This window comes from Streptomyces sp. NPDC044719, from assembly GCF_056433405.1.
In genome coordinates this window covers 496,110-513,314 of the sequence record NZ_JBWKHE010000002.1, presented here as the reverse complement: position 1 = coordinate 513,314, position 17,205 = coordinate 496,110, and the positions used below count along the sequence as shown (strand labels likewise).

The window sequence follows — 17,205 nt, the reverse complement described above, 5'->3', positions numbered from 1 at the left end:
GCGACCCGAAGGGGCCCGGAAACCCGATGCCGGTCAAGGTCAGCGTCATCATCCCCGTCTACAACCCGGGGATCTACATCGAGGACTGCATCACCTCGCTGCAGAGGCAGTCCCTGCCTCCCGAAGAGTACGAGGTGATCTTCGTCGACGACGGCTCCACCGACGCCACCCCGGCCCGGCTCGACCAGCTCGCCGCCGAGGACCCCCGGATGAAGGTCATCCACCAGGAGAACTCCGGCTGGTCGGGCAAGCCCCGCAACGTGGGCATCGCCGCCTCCACGGGCGAGTTCGTCATGTTCGTCGACAACGACGACTACCTGGGCGACGAGGCCCTGGAGCGGATGTACGACTACGGCGTGGCCAACGGCGCCGACGTCATCGTGGGCAAGATGGCCGGCAAGGGCCGCGGCGTGCCGGTGGAGCTGTTCCGCCGCAACCACCCGCGTGCCACCGTCGAGAACGCCCCGCTCATCGACAGCCTCACCCCGCACAAGATGTTCCGCCGTGCCTTCCTCGACCGCACCGGCCTGCGCTTTCCCGAGGGCAGACGGCGCCTGGAGGACCACGTCTTCATCGCCGAGGCGTATCTGCGCGCGGAGAACGTCTCCGTGGTCAGCGACTACGTCTGCTACTACCACATCAGGCGGGACGACAGCTCCAACGCCGGCTTCGAACGCTTCGATCCCGTCGGGTACTTCAAGAACCTCCGCGAGGCCCTCGACGTCGTCGAGCGTTACACCGAGCCCGGCCCGGTGCGTGACCGGCTCTTCCGCCGCTGGCTGCGCGTGGAGATGGTCGAGCGGCTGCGGGCCCGGCGCTTCCTGAACCTGCCGGACGACTACCGCAGGGAGCTGTTCAGGGAGATCCACGAGGTCGTCGTCGAACGGTTCGGCCCCGGTGTCGCGGCGGGGCTGCAGCCGACGCAGCAGGTCGTCGCCGCGCTGACCGCGGCCGACCGGTACGACGACGTCGTGTCCCTCGCGGAGTGGGAGTCCGGCATCGCGCCCAAGGCGGCACCCGCGCACGTGGAGTGGCGGGACGGCTCCCTCAGCATCGGCTTCACGGCCGAGTACACCTCCGGCGGCGAGCCGATGGCCTTCCCCGCCGACGCCGAGGCGGCCCCGCTGAACGACACGCCCAAGGATGTGACGGAGGGCGTGGAGTGGGTGGCCTCGGAGACCGCAGCGCGCTTTGGGCAGGCCACGGCCGATCTGCTGCTGCGGGAGCGCTCGAGCGCCGCGCAGTACTTCCAGCCGGTGAAGTTCACGCGCGAGACCGTGCCCGTCGGGGACGGCGGGCAGGTCCGGCTGGTGCTGCGGGCGACCGCCACCGTCGATCCGGCCTCCCTGCCGGGTGACGGCGTCTGGGACGCGGTCGTGCGGGTCAAGCTGGGCGGCTGGACCAAGGAGTGCCGGCTGGGCCCGGCCCCGCGGGCTACCCGGCCCACTCCGGACGTGGGACTCGTCGGCGACCGCCCGGTTCTGCCGTACTGGACGGAGCCGCACGGCAACCTCTCCCTGCACCTGGGCGCGCGGGGCAAGCGGCTCGGTCTGGGCGGCGTGCAGCCGATGGACGTCACCGTCTCCGGGGACCGTTTCCGTGCCCCGCTTCCGCTGCATGTCGAGGGTGACAGCGAGGTACTGCTGAGGTTCGTCTCGTCGAGCCGGATCCTCGACGCGACAGGCACGCTCTCCCCCGCTCCGGACGGGCGCGGGACGGTGCTGGAGGCGCAGATGCCAGCCAAGGACCTCTCGCGTGACACCTGGCGGGTGGCTGTCTGCCTGGCCCCGGGCGCCGAGCGGCCCCGCTTCACCGGGCTGCCGTTCGCGCTGCGCGCCGCCGACGGTCAGGTGCTGGTGGTGCCGGCGCCGGGGCCCGGCGTCGCGCTTCGGCTCGCGCGGCGGGCACGGCGGGTGGTCGGTACCGCGCGTCGGAAGGTGGTTTCCCGTATCAGGATCGGAGGGCAGTGACGGCATGCGACCACTGGGGATAGAGGGCGCCTGGATTCTGGAGCCCAAGATCTTTCCGGACGACCGGGGCAGCTTCCACGAGTGGTTTCGCGGCGAGGAGTTCCGCGAGGCCACGGGCCGGGATCTGGACCTGGCCCAGGCCAACTGCTCCGTCTCCCGGCGGGGCGTGCTGCGTGGTGTGCACTTCGCCGATGTGCCGCCCAGTCAGGCCAAGTACGTCACGTGTGTGCGCGGTGCGGTTCTGGACGTGGTGATCGACATCCGGGTGGGTTCCCCCACCTACGGCCAGTGGGAGGCCGCACGGCTCGACGACGACACCCGTCACGCGGTGTTCCTCTCCGAGGGGCTGGGCCACGCGTTCATGGCGCTCACCGACGACGCCACGGTGGTCTATCTGTGCTCCACCGGCTACGCCCCGGAGCGCGAACACGGCATCCACCCCCTCGACCCGGCCCTCGGCATCGCCTGGCCCGAGGGAATCACCCCTCTCCTCTCCCCCAAGGACGAACAGGCCCCGACGCTGGCCGAGGCGGAGCGCCAGGGGCTGCTCCCGTCGTACGAGGCGTGCCGGGCCTACTACGAGGAGCTGCGGGGCGGGCGGCTCGACGGCTGACCCACGTACGGCGCCGGCCGCCGCCCTTTGGGGCGGCGGCCGGCGCCGTCGTTCAGCGGCTAGCGGCTGACGCCCACCTGTTCCAGGGACTTGCGCAGGGGCTCCCAGCCGATGCGGCGGGGCAGGCCGCGGTTGCGGGCCTGAGTGAGGGGCCCCCAGAAGCCCGCTTCCAGGAGGGTCTCGGGGCGGACCGCGCCGGCCCGTTCGAGGATCGCCTCGGGGACCTTCTGCGGGTCGGGCACCTTGTACTCGGCCATGATCTCGTCGTACTTGTCGTGCAGGACCCGGTTGTTCGGGTCGGCGCCGAAGACGACGAGCTGGCCGGTGGGGGCGGTGTCCACCTGGATCGTGACCAGGTCGGGGCGGTAGCGCGCCAGCACCTCGGTGATCTTGTAGACGTCACCGGTCCAGGCGTTGGTGTGCCGGTCCCGGGCCGCCTCGTCCACGCTGCGCGGCAGCATGTCGTCGAAGACGATCACGCTGGACCAGTCGGAGTGCTTCTCGACGTTCATGAAGTCGCGCAGGGCGTACTCGAAGATGTGCATGCCGTCGATGAACGACAGATCCAGCGTGGTGCGGCGCCAGTAGCCGAAGGGGCTGCGGCCGCGGCGCAGATTGCGCAGCGGGTGACGGCCGCCCTTGAGGTGCTGGAGGGGGTTGTCACGGGCGAAGAAGTCGTCACTGGTGGCCTTCACCAGGTGGACGTCGCACTTCAGCTCCGAGACCACCTTGAAGGCGGGGTCGATCGCGATGCTGGGGACGCGGGACAGGCGCAGGCTGCGACCGTCGTTGACGCCGATCTCCAGGTAGTTGCGATTGGCGCTGACCTTGTGCAGTCCCCGGAGGAACTCATGGCGTTTCACGAAGTGGGACCTTCCTTGCGGATGCGGGGCAGTGCTTCGTGCAGGGCGGAGCGCCACTCGCGCGGCGGGGGCAGGCCGATCTCCTGCCACCGGCCGTGTGCGAGGGCGCTGTACGCCGGGCGGGGCGCGGGCCGGGGGAAGGCCGCGCTGCTGGTGGGGCGCACCCGGTCCGGGTCGGCGCCGATGAGGGAGAACACCTCGCGGGCCAGTTCGTACCAGGTGGCCTCACCGGAGTTGGTGGCGTGGAAGACGCCATGCGCGTCGGGGCCGAGCCGTACGCCGAGGTCGGCGATCCGTTCGGCGACGTCCGCGCTCCAGGTGGGCTGCCCGCGCTGGTCGTCGACGACGTCGAGGGTGTCGCGGCGGGCTTCGAGACCGATCATGGTCCGCACGAAGTTAGTGCCGTGGACCCCGTAGAGCCAAGCCGTGCGCACGACCGCGCTCGCCCCGGGCAGTTCCTCCAGCACGGCCCGCTCCCCGGCCAGCTTGGTGCGGCCGTAGGCGGTGCGCGGGGCCGGCGGATGGTCCTCCGGGTAGGGGGCGGTACCGGCTTCGCCGGAGAAGACGTAGTCGGTGGAGATGTGGATCAGCCGGGCGTCGTGCTCCGCGCAGGCCCGGGCCAGCAGCCGCGGTCCGTCACCGTTGATCTCCAGGGCGCGGGCCTCGTCGGTCTCGGCGTCGTCGACCGCCGTGTACGCGGCGCAGTTCACGACGAGGTCGGGGCGGTGCTCCCGCACGGCCGTGCCGACGGCATCGGGGCGTGTGATGTCCAGGGCGGAGCGGTCCAGGCCCACCACGTCCTCGCCGCGCCGGGTGAGCTCCTCGACGACGTCGTGGCCGAGCATGCCGCCCGCTCCGGTGATCAGCCACCTCATGCGCGCTCCTGGGCGACGCGCCGCTTCAGGGGCTCCCACCAGGCACGGTTGTCGCGGTACCAGGCGACGGTCTCGGCGAGGCCGGTGGTGAAGTCGTGGGCAGGGCGGTAGCCGAGTTCGTCGCGGGCCTTGCTCCAGTCGACGGAGTAGCGCAGGTCGTGGCCCTTGCGGTCCTCGACGTACTCCACCCGGTCCCAGTCCGCGCCGCAGGCATCGAGGAGCAGGCCGGTGAGTTCCTTGTTGGTGAGTTCGGTGCCGCCGCCGATGTTGTAGACCTCGCCGGGCCGGCCCTTGGTGCGGACGAGGTCGACGCCCTGGCAGTGGTCGTCGACGTGCAGCCAGTCGCGGATGTTGCGGCCCTCGCCGTACAGGGGCACCGTGCCGCCGTCGAGGAGGTTGGTGACGAAGAGCGGGATGACCTTCTCGGGGAACTGGTGCGGGCCGTAGTTGTTGGAGCAGCGGGTGACGCGCACGTCCAGGCCGTGGGTGCGCTGGTAGGCGAGGGCGAGCAGGTCGGAGGAGGCCTTGGAGGCCGAGTACGGCGAGTTCGGCTGCAGCGGGTGGTCCTCCGGCCACGAGCCGGACTCGATGGAGCCGTAGACCTCGTCGGTGGAGACGTGCACGAACGGGCCCACGTCGTAGCGCAGGGCGGCGTCCAGCAGGGTCTGGGTGCCCAGCACGTTGGTGCGGACGAAGTCGGCGGCGCCGGTGATGGAGCGGTCCACATGCGACTCGGCGGCGAAGTGCACGACCTGGTCGGCGCCGGCCATCAGCTTGTCGACGAGCTCGGCGTCGCAGATGTCGCCCTGGACGAACTCCAGCCGGGGGTGGGTCAGTTCGAGGTTGTCGAGGGTGCCGGCGTAAGTGAGCTTGTCCAGCACGGTGATGCGCGGCGCGTCGGGCGCGTCCGAGGCGAGCAGCGCACGGACGTAGCGGGAGCCGATGAACCCGGCGGCACCGGTGACGAGGAGGTTCATGAAGTGATCTGCACCTTGCTGTGGTCTCCGAGGACGAGTCGGTGGGCGCTGGGGACGCTGGGGGCCGGGGTCACCTGGACATGCCGGCCGATCAGCGAGGACTCGATCCGGCCGACGCCCTGGATCGAGGAATCCCGCAGCACGATCGAGAATTCCAGTTCGCTGTCGGTGATCCGGCAGTTCTCCGCGATCGAGGTGAAGGGGCCGACGTAGGAGTTGCTGACGACCGTGCCCGAGCCGATGACGACGGGCCCGACGACCCGGGAGTTGACGATCCGCGCGCCCTCTTCGAGTACGACGCGCCCGATAGTCTCCGACGCGTCGTCCACCTCGCCGTCGATGCGGCGCTCCATGGCTTCGAGGACCGTACGGTTCACCTCGAGCATGTCGCCGACGTTGCCGGTGTCCTTCCAGTAGCCCTTGATGACCGTGGAGCGCACGTCGGCGCGGGAGTCGATCAGGTGCTGGATGGCGTGGGTGATCTCCAGCTCGCCGCGCCACGAGGGTTCGATGGCGCGCACGGCCTCGTGGATCACGGGTGTGAACAGATAGACGCCGACCAGGGCGAGATCGCTCTTGGGCTGGTCGGGCTTCTCCTCCAGGCCGACGACCTGGCCGGACGGGTCGAGTTCGGCGACACCGAAGGCGCGTGGGTCGGCCACGCGCGTGAGCAGGATCTGGGCGTCGGGCCGGCTGTCGCGGAACTCGTCGACGAGGTCGGTGATGCCGCCGACGATGAAGTTGTCGCCGAGGTACATCACGAAATCGTCGTCGCCGAGGTAGTCCTGGGCGATCAGTACCGCGTGGGCCAGCCCGAGGGGCCGCTCCTGGGGGATGTAGGTGATCTTCAGGCCGAACTTCGACCCGTCGCCCACGGCTTCCTCGATCTCTGCGGCCGTGTCCCCGACGATCATTCCCACGTCGGTGATGCCGGCCTCGGCGATCGACTCCAACCCGTAGAAGAGCACAGCCTTGTTGGCCACTGGCACCAGTTGTTTGGCCGACGTGTGTGTGATCGGCCTCAGTCTTGTTCCTGCGCCGCCGGACAGCACGAGAGCCTTCATTCGGTTCACCTTAGTCGTGATCCGGCGGTTGTGAACATCACTTCTTTTGGTTGTCGATGCGCGGAGTTACTCGAATGGTCACCGCGCGGTCCCCCGGGGAGCGGTCAGTCCTCGCCCCTGACGATGTTCCACTCCGGCCCGGAGCGTGTGCTTCCGGCGGTGGCCCGGTTCTCGACGGCGGGGAGGCATGTCCGCAGCGGGGCCTTGCCGCGCAGGCGGCGTGCCTTCGACCAGCCGGTCTCGGGCCGGCGGACGGTGGGCTTGTCACTCAGGTCCATGGACGTCACGACGCATCATCTTCCTTCTGGGTCCGCTGCTGTTCGAGTAACCCAGATGAAACCGAACAAACGCGCGTCGTGACGCCCGGACCGAGGCTGTCAACGCGCCTGCGGGGCAGGGCCGTTCACACCCGTCACGTATTGGGGCGCGCGGCGCTGATGTCGCCCAGCGCGGACTCCGGGTCGCGCTCCATGGCCATGTCGCCCAGGGAGACGATGCCCACGGGGTGGCCGTGCTCGACGACCGGGATACGGCGCACGGAGTGCTCGCGCATCAGCTCCACCGCATGGACCAGGTCCTCGTCGGGGCCGATGGTGACCAGGTCGTCGCTGCACGCGCCGGCCACGGTGGTCCGCTCCGGATCGGTGCCCTCGCTCACCGACCGGATCACCAGGTCACGGTCGGTGACCAACCCGCGCAGATCGTCGCCGTCCGTCACCAGGACGACGCCGAGGTCCTCGTCGCGCATGATGCGGGCCACCTGGGCGACAGAGGTCTGCGGTTCGACCGTCGCCGGGTCGCTGGTCATGATGTCGCGGACATGCTGAGCCATGACGTGCCTCTTTCCTCGACTCTTCGCGGTTCCCCCGTCCGACGTCGCTCCGGGTACCCGGAGCACCCGCCCGGTCACCAGGCACTCTCGCGGGTTCTCAGCGCCCCAGCTCCAGTTCCGCCCACACCTGCTTGCCGCCGCTGACCGGCAGGGTGCCCCATGTCGCCGAGAGTGCTTCGACGAGGAGGACGCCCCGGCCGCCGGTGGCCTCCCAGCCGATGCTGGTCGGTCTGACCGGGGAGCGGGGTGAGGCGTCGGCGACGGCGACGCGCAGGCGGTTGCTGACGAGGGTGAGGTCCATGCGGACCTGGCCGTCGGTGTGGACCAGGGCGTTGGTGACGAGTTCGGAGACGACGAGGAGGGCGGCGTCGTACTCCTCGGTGACGCCCCAGGACCGCAGGGTGCGCCGGGCGAAGCGGCGGGCGTGCCCGACCGCCTGCGGTACGCGCCAGACCGTCCAGCTCTCCCGCAGCGGGCGCAGGTCCATGCCGTCGTAGCGCAGGAGGAGCACGGCGACGTCGTCGCTGCGCTGGGCGCTGCCGAGGAGGGCGTCGGCGACGAGCCCCAGGTCGACGGGGGCGGAGGCGGCCAGCTGGTCGGCGAGGCGGTCCATGCCCTCGTCGATGTCGGAGTCGGGCGTCTCGACGAGTCCGTCCGTGACCAGGGCGATCAGGGTGCCGGGCGGGAGCCGGAGCGGGCTCATCGGGAAGTCGGCCTGGGTGATCACCCCGAGGGGCGGGCCGCCCTCGGCCTCCGCGATCTCGGTCGTGCCGTCCGGGTAGCGCAGCACCGGCGGCAGGTGCCCGGCGCGCACACACCAGGCGGAGCCCTCCTCCAGGTCGATGTCGACGTAGGCGCAGGTGGCGAAGAGGTCGCTCTCCATGTCCATGAGCAGACGGTTGGCGTGGGAGACCACCACGTCCGGCGTGTGACCTTCGACGGCGTAGGCGCGCAGGGCGGTGCGCATCTGGCCCATGAGGGTGGCGGCGCCGGCGCTGTGGCCCTGGACGTCGCCGATGACGAGGGCGACGTGGTGGTCGGGCAGCGGGATGACGTCGTACCAGTCGCCGCCGAGCTCCAGCCCCGCCGTGCTGGGCAGATAGCGGGTGACGGCCTCGGCGCCCGGCAGGCGGGGCAGGCGGCGGGGCAGCAGCTGGCGCTGGAGCATGCCGACGAGTTCGTGTTCGGCGTCGAAGGCGCGGGCCCGCGTCAGTGCCTGTCCGGCGAGGCCCGCGCAGGCGGTGAGCAGGGCGCGTTCGTCGGAGCCGAAGTCGTGCGGTGTGTCCCAGCCGATCAGGCAGGCCCCGGCCATGCGGTTGCCGGCGGGCAGCGGAAGGACGGCGAGGCCGCCGGGGCCGACCTCGGACAGGCCGCGTTCCAGGGCGCTGCCTGCGGGCCAGATCCGGGCGCGGCCCTCGCGCAGGGCGGCGGCGAGGGTGGGCATGGCGCGCACGGGCGCGTCGGGCCACTCGGTGCGCCACTCCCGGCGCCACAGCTCGGGCCAGGCCTCCGGTTCGGGCGGGTCGAGGACGGTGACGACGAGCCTGTCGCTCTCCAGTTCGGCGAGCGCGATGCGGTCGGCCCTGAGCGGCCGGCGCAGGGCGGCGACCACGGCCTCGCCGACGTCGCGGACGGTGACGGCGGTGGCCAGCGCGGTGGCCAGGCGCTGGACGCGAGCCACGTCGGTGACGTCGGCGCGCAGTGCGGAGGCGTCGTCGACGGTGCCCACGAGTCGTGCGGAGTGGCCCACGCCGCCGGGCAGGATGCGCCCGCGCAGCCGGAGCCACTTCGGCGGTCCGGTGGGCTGGAGCACCCGGAACTCCAGCTCCCGGTCGCCGATGGACATGTGGTCGGCCTCCACCACGGACATCAGCGAGGGCAGGTCCTCCGGCACGGTCAGGCCGAGCAGGGTCTCGACCCGGCCGTCGAACTCCACGGGGTCCAGGCCGAACAGGTCCAGCAGGTCGTCGCCGGCCCGGACGCGGCCGGTGTCCATGGCGAGGCTGAACGCTCCGGGCGGCAGTTCGGCGCCCTCGGCGGGCGCGGCCGGCGCGGGGAAGGCGACCGCCTCGGAGATGAGGTGCAGGCACTCGCGGTCGTCGGTGTCGAAGCCGTCGGGGCGCTCGCACACGGCGAGCAGACAGCCACCGCCGTCCCCGTGGACGGGCAGGGCCGTCAGGAAGAAGTCCCGGGACGGCACGCGCCGGGCCTGGACGTGCTCGGCGAGTTCCGCGGGGCCCAGCGAGACGGGGCGTCCGCCGCGGTGGGCCTCGGCGACCGGGGACCGCCCGGCGCGCGGATAGCTGTCGCGCAGTCCGTACAGCGTCCTCGGCACCCCGGCCGACTCCACCAGGCGCAGCAGCTCGCCGTCCTGGCTGGGTGTGTACAGGGCGGCGAACGCGGCACCGGCGAAGACGAGTGCTTGTTCGAGGACACGGTGCACCCGTGCGGGCGACTCCTGATCGGCGGCGATCGCTTTGAGGGCACCTTCGGCACGCAGCGTTCGCGTTTCGCGTTCTCGTGCGCCCTCACTGACCACGTTGGCCATTACAGCGCTTATGCGACACCCGCGCAGCCCCTGTGAGCGTTCCGTGGACCAGCACCGACGCGGGCGCTCGAACGGAACCGAACATCTCTTTACCTATGCGTTCCGCACGCTGTTCTCGTGACAGCCGTGACTGTCCGGGCCCGGCGGGTGACTGGGAGGCTCGGTGCTGATCACGGAGGGGGACGCATGGACAAGCGGTACGAGGTGTACGCGCTGGCCGACCGGCACTTCTACGAGACACCGGACCGGCTGGCGCGAGGCGGGCAGGAGGCCTCACAGGGGGCGGCCGCGCACCTCTACGAGACGGCCCGCCGGCCCGTGCCCGAGGGCTGGCAGACGGCGCGGATCGGGGACTGGCTGACGATGACGCCGCCCGGTGCGGACGGCGAGCCGCTCCAGGGTCCGGCGCAGGGCTGGAAGATCCACGCCTCGGCGACCCGTGCGAACGCGGAGAAGATCGCCGGGATCGTCTGGGACTACTGCGTCGAGCGGCGCGTCCCCTTCAAGTTCGTGCCCGGCCCGCACCTGCTGCACCTGCGCAACACCAAGTACGCGCCCCGCGACGGCAGCGGCAAGTTCGTCACCGTCTATCCGGCCGACGAGGAGCAGCTGCACGAGGTGCTGCGCGAGCTGGGCGCGCTGCTGGCGGGGTTCGAGGGGCCGTACATCCTCACCGATCTGCGCTGGGGCGAGGGTCCGCTGTACGTCCGCTACGGCGCCTTCGCGCGCTCGTTCGTCGTGGACGAGCGGGGCTCGCTGGTGCCGGCGGTGCGCGACGGCGCGGGCCGGCTGGTGCCGGACCGGCGGACGCCCTCCTTCCAGGTGCCCGAATGGGTGACGCTGCCGGCGTTCCTCCAGCCGCATCTCGACGCGCGGAACAACACGACGACGGGCGAGTTGCCCTACCGCATCGAGAAGGCGCTGCACTTCTCCAACGGCGGCGGTGTGTACGTGGGCACCGACACCCGCGACGGTCGCAAGGTCGTCCTCAAGGAGGGCCGGCCGCACGCGGGACTCGCCTCGGACGGGGCCGACGCGGTCGCCCGGCTGGAGCGGGAGAAGCGGGCGCTGGAACAGGTGGCGGGCACGGGCGTGGTCCCGGAGGTGCGCGACTGGTTCGAGCTCGGCGGCCACCGGTTCCTGGTGATGGACTTCCTGGAGGGCCGTCCGCTCAACTCGTTCTTCGCCGAGCGGCATCCGCTGCTGGCCCAGGATCCCGACACGGGGGCCGTCGCCTCCTACACGGCGTGGGCGCTGCGTATCCACCGCGAGGTGGAGGAGGCCGTGGCGGCGGTGCACGCGCGCGGCATCGTCTTCAACGACCTGCACGTCTTCAACATCATGGTCGCGCCGGACGAGGAGTCCGTCTTCCTGCTCGACTTCGAAGCGGCGGCCCCGGCCGAGGAGAACGGCCGCCAGGTCGTCGCGCACCCGGGCTTCTTCGCGCCGCCGGACCGCCGGGGCGCCGATGTCGACCGCTATGCGCTGGCCTGTCTGCGGCTGGCCCTGTTCCTGCCCGTGACCACCCTGTTCGTGGTCGACCGCGGCAAGGCGGCACATCTGGCCGAGGTGATCTCGCAGGAGTTCCCGGACGTGCCCCGGGAGTTCCTCGACGAGGCGGTCGCGGAGATCACGCGGGAGGTGTCCGGCGCTACGGTGGCCGCTCCCTCCGCACCGGTGGACCCCGGCGACTGGCCGTACAGCCGCGACTCGATGGTCAAGGCGATCCTCGCCTCGGCCACCCCGGAGCGCGACGACCGGCTCTTCCCGGGCGATGTCGCCCAGTTCTCCGACGGCGGCGGGCTCGGGCTCGCCCACGGCGCCGCCGGGGTGCTGTACGCGCTGGACGCGACCGGCGCCGAGCGGTACGAGGAGGGCGAGCGCTGGCTGCTCACCCGGACGGCACCGGCACCGGTCGGTACACCGCTCGGCCTGTACGACGGGCTCGCGGGCGTCGCCCTGGTCCTGGACCGGCTCGGGCACCGGCAGCGGGCACTGGACCTGGTCGAGGGCATCCTCGCCGAACGGTGGCAGAACCTCTCCTCCGACCTGCACGGCGGACTGGCCGGACTGGGACTGGTCCTGGGCCGGCTGGCCGAGACGACCGGCGAGACGGAGCTGCGGGAGCGGGCCGACGAGGCCGCGCGGATCCTGGTGCAGCGGCTCACCGAGCCGCCCCCGGCCACGCCCAAGCGGCGCGCCGGACTGCTGCGGGGCGCGAGCGGTCCCGCGCTGCTCATGCTGCGGCAGTACGAGTGGACCGGCAAGGCGGGATGGCTGGACGCCGCGGCCATCGCCCTGCGCCGGGACCTGGAGTCCTGCAAGACCCGCGAGGGCGGGGCGCTGGAGGTCGACGAGGGCTGGCGGACCCTGCCCTACCTCGGCGACGGCAGCGCGGGACTCGGCATGGTCCTCGACGACCTCGTGGCCCACGCCCCGGACCTCGCCGGGGAGTTCGACCCGGCCCGCTCCGGTGTGCTCACCGCGGCCACCTCACGCTTCTACGCGCAGCCCGGGCTCTTCCAGGGCCGCGCCGGAATGATCCTGCACCTCAGCCGCACGACCACGCCGGGCGCGACCGCGGACCGGCTGGCCGGGCAGATCGCCGGGCTCGGCTGGTTCGCGATGGCGTACCAGGGCCAACTGGCCTTCCCCGGCCACCAGATGATGCGGCTGTCCATGGATCTCGCCACCGGAACGGCAGGGTGCCTGCTGGCGCTCGGCGCTGCCCTCGACCCGGCGACCGACGCCCACCTGCCGTTCCTCCCGCCGCCGAACAGGCGGCCCCACTGACGCGGCTCCGCGATCCCGCGGCGTCGTGACCCAACCCCGTCCCCACGGATGACCACGGACGGACACCCAACGGAAGGACACATCATGGCACTTCTCGACCTGCAGACGATCGAGTCCGAAGAGCGGACGGACGGCGGCGGCAACAGCACGGTGAGCCTGCTGTCCTGCATCAGCGCGGCGAGCGTCCTGCTCTGTCTCTGACCGCGTCTGCGGTACGGCACCGGGCGGCCTTCTCCCTTCGGGGACGGGGCCGCCCGGGGTCCCTCCCGTCCCACGAAAGGCCCCTATGAGCACGCGTGGTGACGACGACCCGGCGGCCGGACACGCCCGCACGCTGCTGCGTACGGCCACCCGGTACAGCGGCGCCCGCTGTGTGGCCCTGTGCCTGGTGAGCATCGCCGCGACCGGTGCCGGACTGCTGCTGCCGGCCGCGCTCGGCCGGGCCCTCGATCTTCTGCTGGCGCAGGCTCCGGCGACCCGCTGGGTGCTCTACTGCGCCGGCCTCGTGCTGCTGCTCGCCCTGCTCGACGCGGGACAGACCGTCCTCACCGGCACCGTCGACGCCCGTACCACCGCGTGGCTGCGCCGCACCCTGACCGGGCACGTCCTGGGCGTCGGCCCCCGGGCGGCCGACCGCTTCGGCTCAGGTGACCTCGTCGCACGTCTGGTCGGCAACGCGGCCGAGGCGGGGACCACGCCCGCGGCCCGGGCCGCACTCCTCGCGGCACTCGCCGGCCCGATCGGCGGCGTGGTCGCGCTCGGCCTGATCGACTGGTGGCTCGCGGCCGTCTTCCTCGCCGGAGCCCCCGTCCTCACTCTTCTGCTGCGCGCCGTCTCCCGTGACACCTCGGCGAGCGCGGCCCGGTATCAGCAGGCCCAGGGCCGGATCGCGGCCGCGCTGGCGGAGGCCGTCGAGGGTGTCCGTACCGTCCGGGCGGCGGGTACGGAGGACAAGGAGACCGCCCGTGTGCTGCGGCCGCTGCCCGATCTGTCCCGGGCCGGACACCGCATGTGGCGGGTGCAGGGGCGGGCCGCCGCGCAGGCGGTGGCCGTGGCGCCGCTGCTGCACCTCGGGGTCGTCGCCGTGGCCGGTGTGCTGCTCACCCGGGACCGGCTGTCGGTGGGGGACGTCCTCGCGGCTTCCCGGTACGCGGTGCTCGCGACGGGCGTCGGTGTCCTGGTCGGCCGGCTCGCGGGCCTCGCCCGGGCCCGGGCGGCGGCCCGGCGTCTCGGGGAGGTCCGGGCCGAGCCCGCGACCGGGTTCGGCGTGCGCCGGCTGCCCGACGGGCCCGGGCGGCTGGAGCTGCGCGGCGTGACGGCGCGGCGCGACGGACGGGCCGTGCTCGACGGAGTGGACCTCGTCGTGCCGGGCGGAACGACCCTGGCCGTGGTCGGCCCGTCCGGTGCGGGCAAGTCGCTGCTGGCGGCGCTCGCCGGAAGGCTGGCCGACCCGGACGAGGGCGAGGTGCTCCTCGACGGGGTGCCGCTGCGCGACCTGCCGCACGCCGACCTGCGCGGTGCCGTCGGCTACGCCTTCGCCCGCCCGGCTCTCCTGGGCGGCACGGTCGGGCAGGCGATCGGCCTCGGCCTGCCGGACCCCTCCCCCGCCCGCGTCCGTGAGGCGGCCCGCACGGCCCTCGCGCACGATTTCGTCAGCCGCCTTCCCGACGGCTACGACACGGCCGTCGCCGACGCCCCGCGTTCCGGCGGCGAGTCCCAACGGCTCGGGCTCGCCCGGGCGTTCGCCCACGGTGGCCGACTGCTGATCCTGGACGACGCCCTCTCCAGCCTGGACACGGTGACGGAACGCCACATCACCGACGCCCTCCTCGGCGACGGCCCGGGCAGCACCCGGCTGCTGGTCGCCCATCGCAGCGCCACGGCGGCGTGCGCCGACGCGGTGGCCTGGCTGGACGGGGGGCGGGTGCGGGCGGTGGGGCGGCACGAGGAGCTGTGGGGGCTCGCGGAGTACCGGGCGGCGTTCGGGGAGGGTGCGCAAGCGGCGAGTGCGAGTGCGCAGGGGGGTGTGCCGGCATGAAGGGCCGGATCCGTGCACGCGGCCGTCGCGGGCGGGAAGCCCCCGGGCAGGACGGAACACCCGCCGGCGCCGGCCTCCCCGCCCGGGGCCTGCGCTTCCTGCTGGCCCGCCGCGGGGTGCTGCTCCGCCTGGTCGCCTGGTCCGTGCTCGAGACCGGGCAGACCTTCCTCATCGGCTACGGTCCGGCCCGCGCCCTGGACGAGGGGTTCCTGCGCGGGCGGGCGGACGTCGGGCTGATCTGGCTTGCGGTGACCGGGGGCGGAGTGCTCGTCGGCGCGTACGGGACCGCGCGGGTGTACGCGGCCGTAGCGGCGCTGGTCGAGCCCCTCCGGGACCGGCTCGTGGAGCGGGTCGTCTCGCGCGGGGTGCGGACCGGTGACAAGGGCTCGCTGTCGGGACTCACGCAGCAGGTGGAGATCGCTCGGGACACCTTCGCCGGACTGGTCATGGTCTCCCGCTCCTTCGTGTTCACCGCCGCCGGGGCCCTGGCCGGCCTCTTCGCCCTCGCCCCGCCGCTGCTGCTCGTCGTCGGGCCGCCCCTCGCCGCCGGAGTGGCACTGTTCGCGGTGACACTGCGGCCGCTGGCCCGGCGGCAGGAGACCTTCCTCGTCGCCGACGAGGCGCTGGCCGGTGAGCTGGGCACCGTCTGCCCGGGCCTGCGGGACATCACGGCGACCGGCGCGGAGGCACAGATCGCCGCCGGTACCGGCGAACGGGTCGAGGCGGAGCTGCGGGCAGCGCGTGCGCTGGCGCACTGGGGCGTACTGCGTGTGGCGTCCCTGGCGGTCGGTGGCCAGTTGCCGATCGTGCTGCTGCTCGCGGCCGCCCCGTGGCTCCTGGCCCACGGCGTCACCACGGGCGCCCTGGTCGGCGCCCTCTCCTACGTCACCCAGTCCCTGCTGCCCGCCCTGCGCAACCTGGTCCACGGCCTGGGCACCAGCGGCTCCCGCCTGACGGTGGTGCTGCGCAGGCTGGCCCGGGCGGACACCGGCACGCCCACGGCGAAGCCGGGCCCCGCACGCCCCGCGCCGGAACCCGGCGAGGGCACACCCCCGGCCCTCTCCCTCACCGGCGCCACCTTCGCCTACGGCCCCGCCGGCACGCCCGTGGTCCAGGACCTCGACCTCACCCTCCCGGTCGGCTCCCACCTGGCCGTGGTCGGCCCGAGCGGCACCGGCAAGTCCACACTCACGGCCCTCGTCGCCGGGCTCCTCACGCCGGACCGGGGGACGATCACGGTGGGCGGACACGCCGTGCCCGGGCCGGAGGCGGCCGCCGCCCGCGTGCTCATCCCGCAGGAGGCGTACGTCTTCGACGCCACCCTGGCCGAGAACCTCGCGTACCTGCGTCCGGACCAGGTGCCCGAGGAGGAACTGCTCGCCGCGGCGGAGACGGTCGGTCTCGCGCCGCTGGCCGACCGCCTCGGCGGTCTCGGCGCGCGGGTCGACCCGGCAGCCCTGTCGGCCGGCGAACGGCAGCTGGTGGCACTGACCAGGGCCTATCTGTCGTACGCCCCGCTCGCCCTGCTCGACGAGGCGACCTGTCATCTGGACCCGGAGACGGAGGAGCGCGCGGAGCGGGCCTTCGCCGCGCGGCCGGGCGGGACGCTGGTGGTCGTCGCCCACCGCATCAGCTCGGCCCGCCGCGCCGGCCGGGTGCTGGTCATGGACGGCAGGAGCACGGCGTACGGCGGCCACGAGGAACTGCTGCGGACCTCGGCGCTCTACCGGGACCTCGTCGGCAGCTGGGCGCCCGGCCCGTCCCGGCGGCGGTCAGAGCCAGCCCTGTCCCTGCGAGATGCGGATCGCGTCGATGCGGTTGCGTGCCCCGGTCTTGCGGGTGATGGCCGCCATGTAGTTGCGCACGGTCCCATGGGACAGGTGCAGGCTCCCGGCGATCTCCGCTATGGAGGCTCCCTCGGCGGCGAGGGTTAGCACGCTCAGCTCTCTGCGGGTCAGTGGCATCTCGGCCGCCCTGAGGAAACCGAAGCCGAGCGAGTCGCTGACGAAACGTTCCCCCTCAGCAACGCGGCGGATTCCGCGCAGCAGGTTCTGCGGCGAGCTCTCCTTGTCGACGTAGCCGAGCGCCCCCGCCTCGACCGCCCGTTTCAGCAGTCCGGGCCTGTTCGCGGTGGCGAGCACGAGTAATCGCGGGCGCGACCGGTCCGGGCCCGGCCGGCACAGCTCGCCCAGCGGAGGGATGCCGTAGGAGTCCGCGCACTCCAGGTCCGCCGCACAGACGTCCGGGCGCACGGAGCGCACCAGGCCCGGGGCGCCGCGCCACGGCGTGTCGTGCACCGCGAGATCGGACTCCCCCGTCAGCCACTCCGCCAGTACCGATCTGACCAGACACTCGTCATGCACCAACAGCACCCGGATCACTGCCACCCCCTCGGCTCGCCGTACGCCCCCCTCGTCGTGTTGAGCGTCTGCCCCATTGTTCGTGATGGTGACCCTGCGTGGGCGCGAAGATCCAGCCATCAAGGTGCGTGGGGGCGCACGCGCGGCGCCCGTACGCCCGGCCGCGCTTCGACTTCGGCGGCATGAGAAACGGACGTCGGGGTACGCGAGCGCCCTCGATGGAGCCGGAAGACTGTAACCGACGGTAACTGTGGAGCGTCCCGGCACCGCTC

Annotated in this window: 13 protein-coding genes and 1 pseudogene; 6 read left to right on the top strand and 8 right to left on the bottom strand. The window is 72.7% G+C overall.

The features are described 5' to 3' along the window. Positions 1–26 precede the first annotated feature (26 nt). Together AC07DF_RS09075 and rfbC are read left to right on the top strand one after the other, a co-directional pair. A complete protein-coding gene (locus AC07DF_RS09075; RefSeq protein WP_478968451.1) occupies positions 27–1,970 on the top strand; it encodes a glycosyltransferase family 2 protein in 1,944 nt (647 codons plus the stop codon). Between the two features lie 4 nt (positions 1,971–1,974). Beyond that, positions 1,975–2,583 (top strand): dTDP-4-dehydrorhamnose 3,5-epimerase, encoded by a 609-nt coding sequence (rfbC, locus tag AC07DF_RS09070; protein WP_478968448.1) that lies wholly within the window; start codon positions 1,975–1,977, stop codon positions 2,581–2,583. 59 nt (positions 2,584–2,642) lie between these two features. Here the strand turns inward: rfbC and AC07DF_RS09065 are convergent, their stop codons facing one another. From AC07DF_RS09065 to AC07DF_RS09035, 7 genes are all read right to left on the bottom strand, one after another. Then, complete coding sequence (locus tag AC07DF_RS09065) at positions 2,643–3,446, bottom strand: class I SAM-dependent methyltransferase (RefSeq protein WP_478968446.1); 804 nt, start codon at positions 3,444–3,446, stop codon at positions 2,643–2,645. Further along, positions 3,443–4,321: a dTDP-4-dehydrorhamnose reductase gene (rfbD, locus tag AC07DF_RS09060; protein ID WP_478968444.1), complete on the bottom strand. Its 879-nt coding sequence runs from the start codon at positions 4,319–4,321 to the stop codon at positions 3,443–3,445. The genes AC07DF_RS09065 and rfbD overlap by 4 nt, the downstream gene beginning before the upstream one ends. After that, positions 4,318–5,298: a dTDP-glucose 4,6-dehydratase gene (rfbB, locus tag AC07DF_RS09055; protein WP_478968442.1), complete on the bottom strand. Its 981-nt coding sequence runs from the start codon at positions 5,296–5,298 to the stop codon at positions 4,318–4,320. Before rfbB ends, rfbD begins: the two co-directional genes overlap by 4 nt. Further along, entirely contained in the window at positions 5,295–6,362 is a 1,068-nt protein-coding gene (locus AC07DF_RS09050) for a glucose-1-phosphate thymidylyltransferase (RefSeq protein ID WP_478968440.1), read from the bottom strand. Before AC07DF_RS09050 ends, rfbB begins: the two co-directional genes overlap by 4 nt. Before the next feature lie 104 nt (positions 6,363–6,466). Next, the gene (locus AC07DF_RS09045) at positions 6,467–6,649 is read right to left on the bottom strand and encodes a hypothetical protein (protein WP_478969519.1); all 183 of its coding nucleotides are present in this window, start codon (positions 6,647–6,649) and stop codon (positions 6,467–6,469) included. Positions 6,650–6,774: 125 nt separating this feature from the next. Then, the gene (locus AC07DF_RS09040; protein ID WP_478968437.1) at positions 6,775–7,194 is read right to left on the bottom strand and encodes a CBS domain-containing protein; all 420 of its coding nucleotides are present in this window, start codon (positions 7,192–7,194) and stop codon (positions 6,775–6,777) included. Positions 7,195–7,291: 97 nt separating this feature from the next. Continuing rightward, positions 7,292–9,742: a SpoIIE family protein phosphatase gene (locus tag AC07DF_RS09035; protein ID WP_478968435.1), complete on the bottom strand. Its 2,451-nt coding sequence runs from the start codon at positions 9,740–9,742 to the stop codon at positions 7,292–7,294. 186 nt (positions 9,743–9,928) lie between these two features. On the opposite strand from AC07DF_RS09035, the gene lanKC reads away from it, so the two are divergent. From lanKC to AC07DF_RS09015, 4 genes are all read left to right on the top strand, one after another. Further along, a complete protein-coding gene (gene lanKC / locus AC07DF_RS09030; RefSeq protein ID WP_478968433.1) occupies positions 9,929–12,535 on the top strand; it encodes a class III lanthionine synthetase LanKC in 2,607 nt (868 codons plus the stop codon). A gap of 84 nt (positions 12,536–12,619) precedes the next feature. Further along, positions 12,620–12,736, top strand: coding sequence for a SapB/AmfS family lanthipeptide (locus AC07DF_RS09025; protein ID WP_184587041.1), 117 nt, complete (start codon positions 12,620–12,622; stop codon positions 12,734–12,736). A gap of 85 nt (positions 12,737–12,821) precedes the next feature. Then, complete coding sequence (locus tag AC07DF_RS09020) at positions 12,822–14,573, top strand: ABC transporter ATP-binding protein (RefSeq protein WP_478968431.1); 1,752 nt, start codon at positions 12,822–12,824, stop codon at positions 14,571–14,573. Further along, a complete protein-coding gene (locus AC07DF_RS09015) occupies positions 14,570–16,507 on the top strand; it encodes an ATP-binding cassette domain-containing protein (RefSeq protein WP_478968428.1) in 1,938 nt (645 codons plus the stop codon). Before AC07DF_RS09020 ends, AC07DF_RS09015 begins: the two co-directional genes overlap by 4 nt. Here the strand turns inward: AC07DF_RS09015 and AC07DF_RS09010 are convergent. Next, positions 16,430–17,053, bottom strand: a pseudogene (locus AC07DF_RS09010) (LuxR C-terminal-related transcriptional regulator); the annotation flags it as partial. The gene AC07DF_RS09015 and the pseudogene AC07DF_RS09010 sit on opposite strands and share 78 nt — an antisense overlap. Positions 17,054–17,205 lie beyond the last annotated feature (152 nt).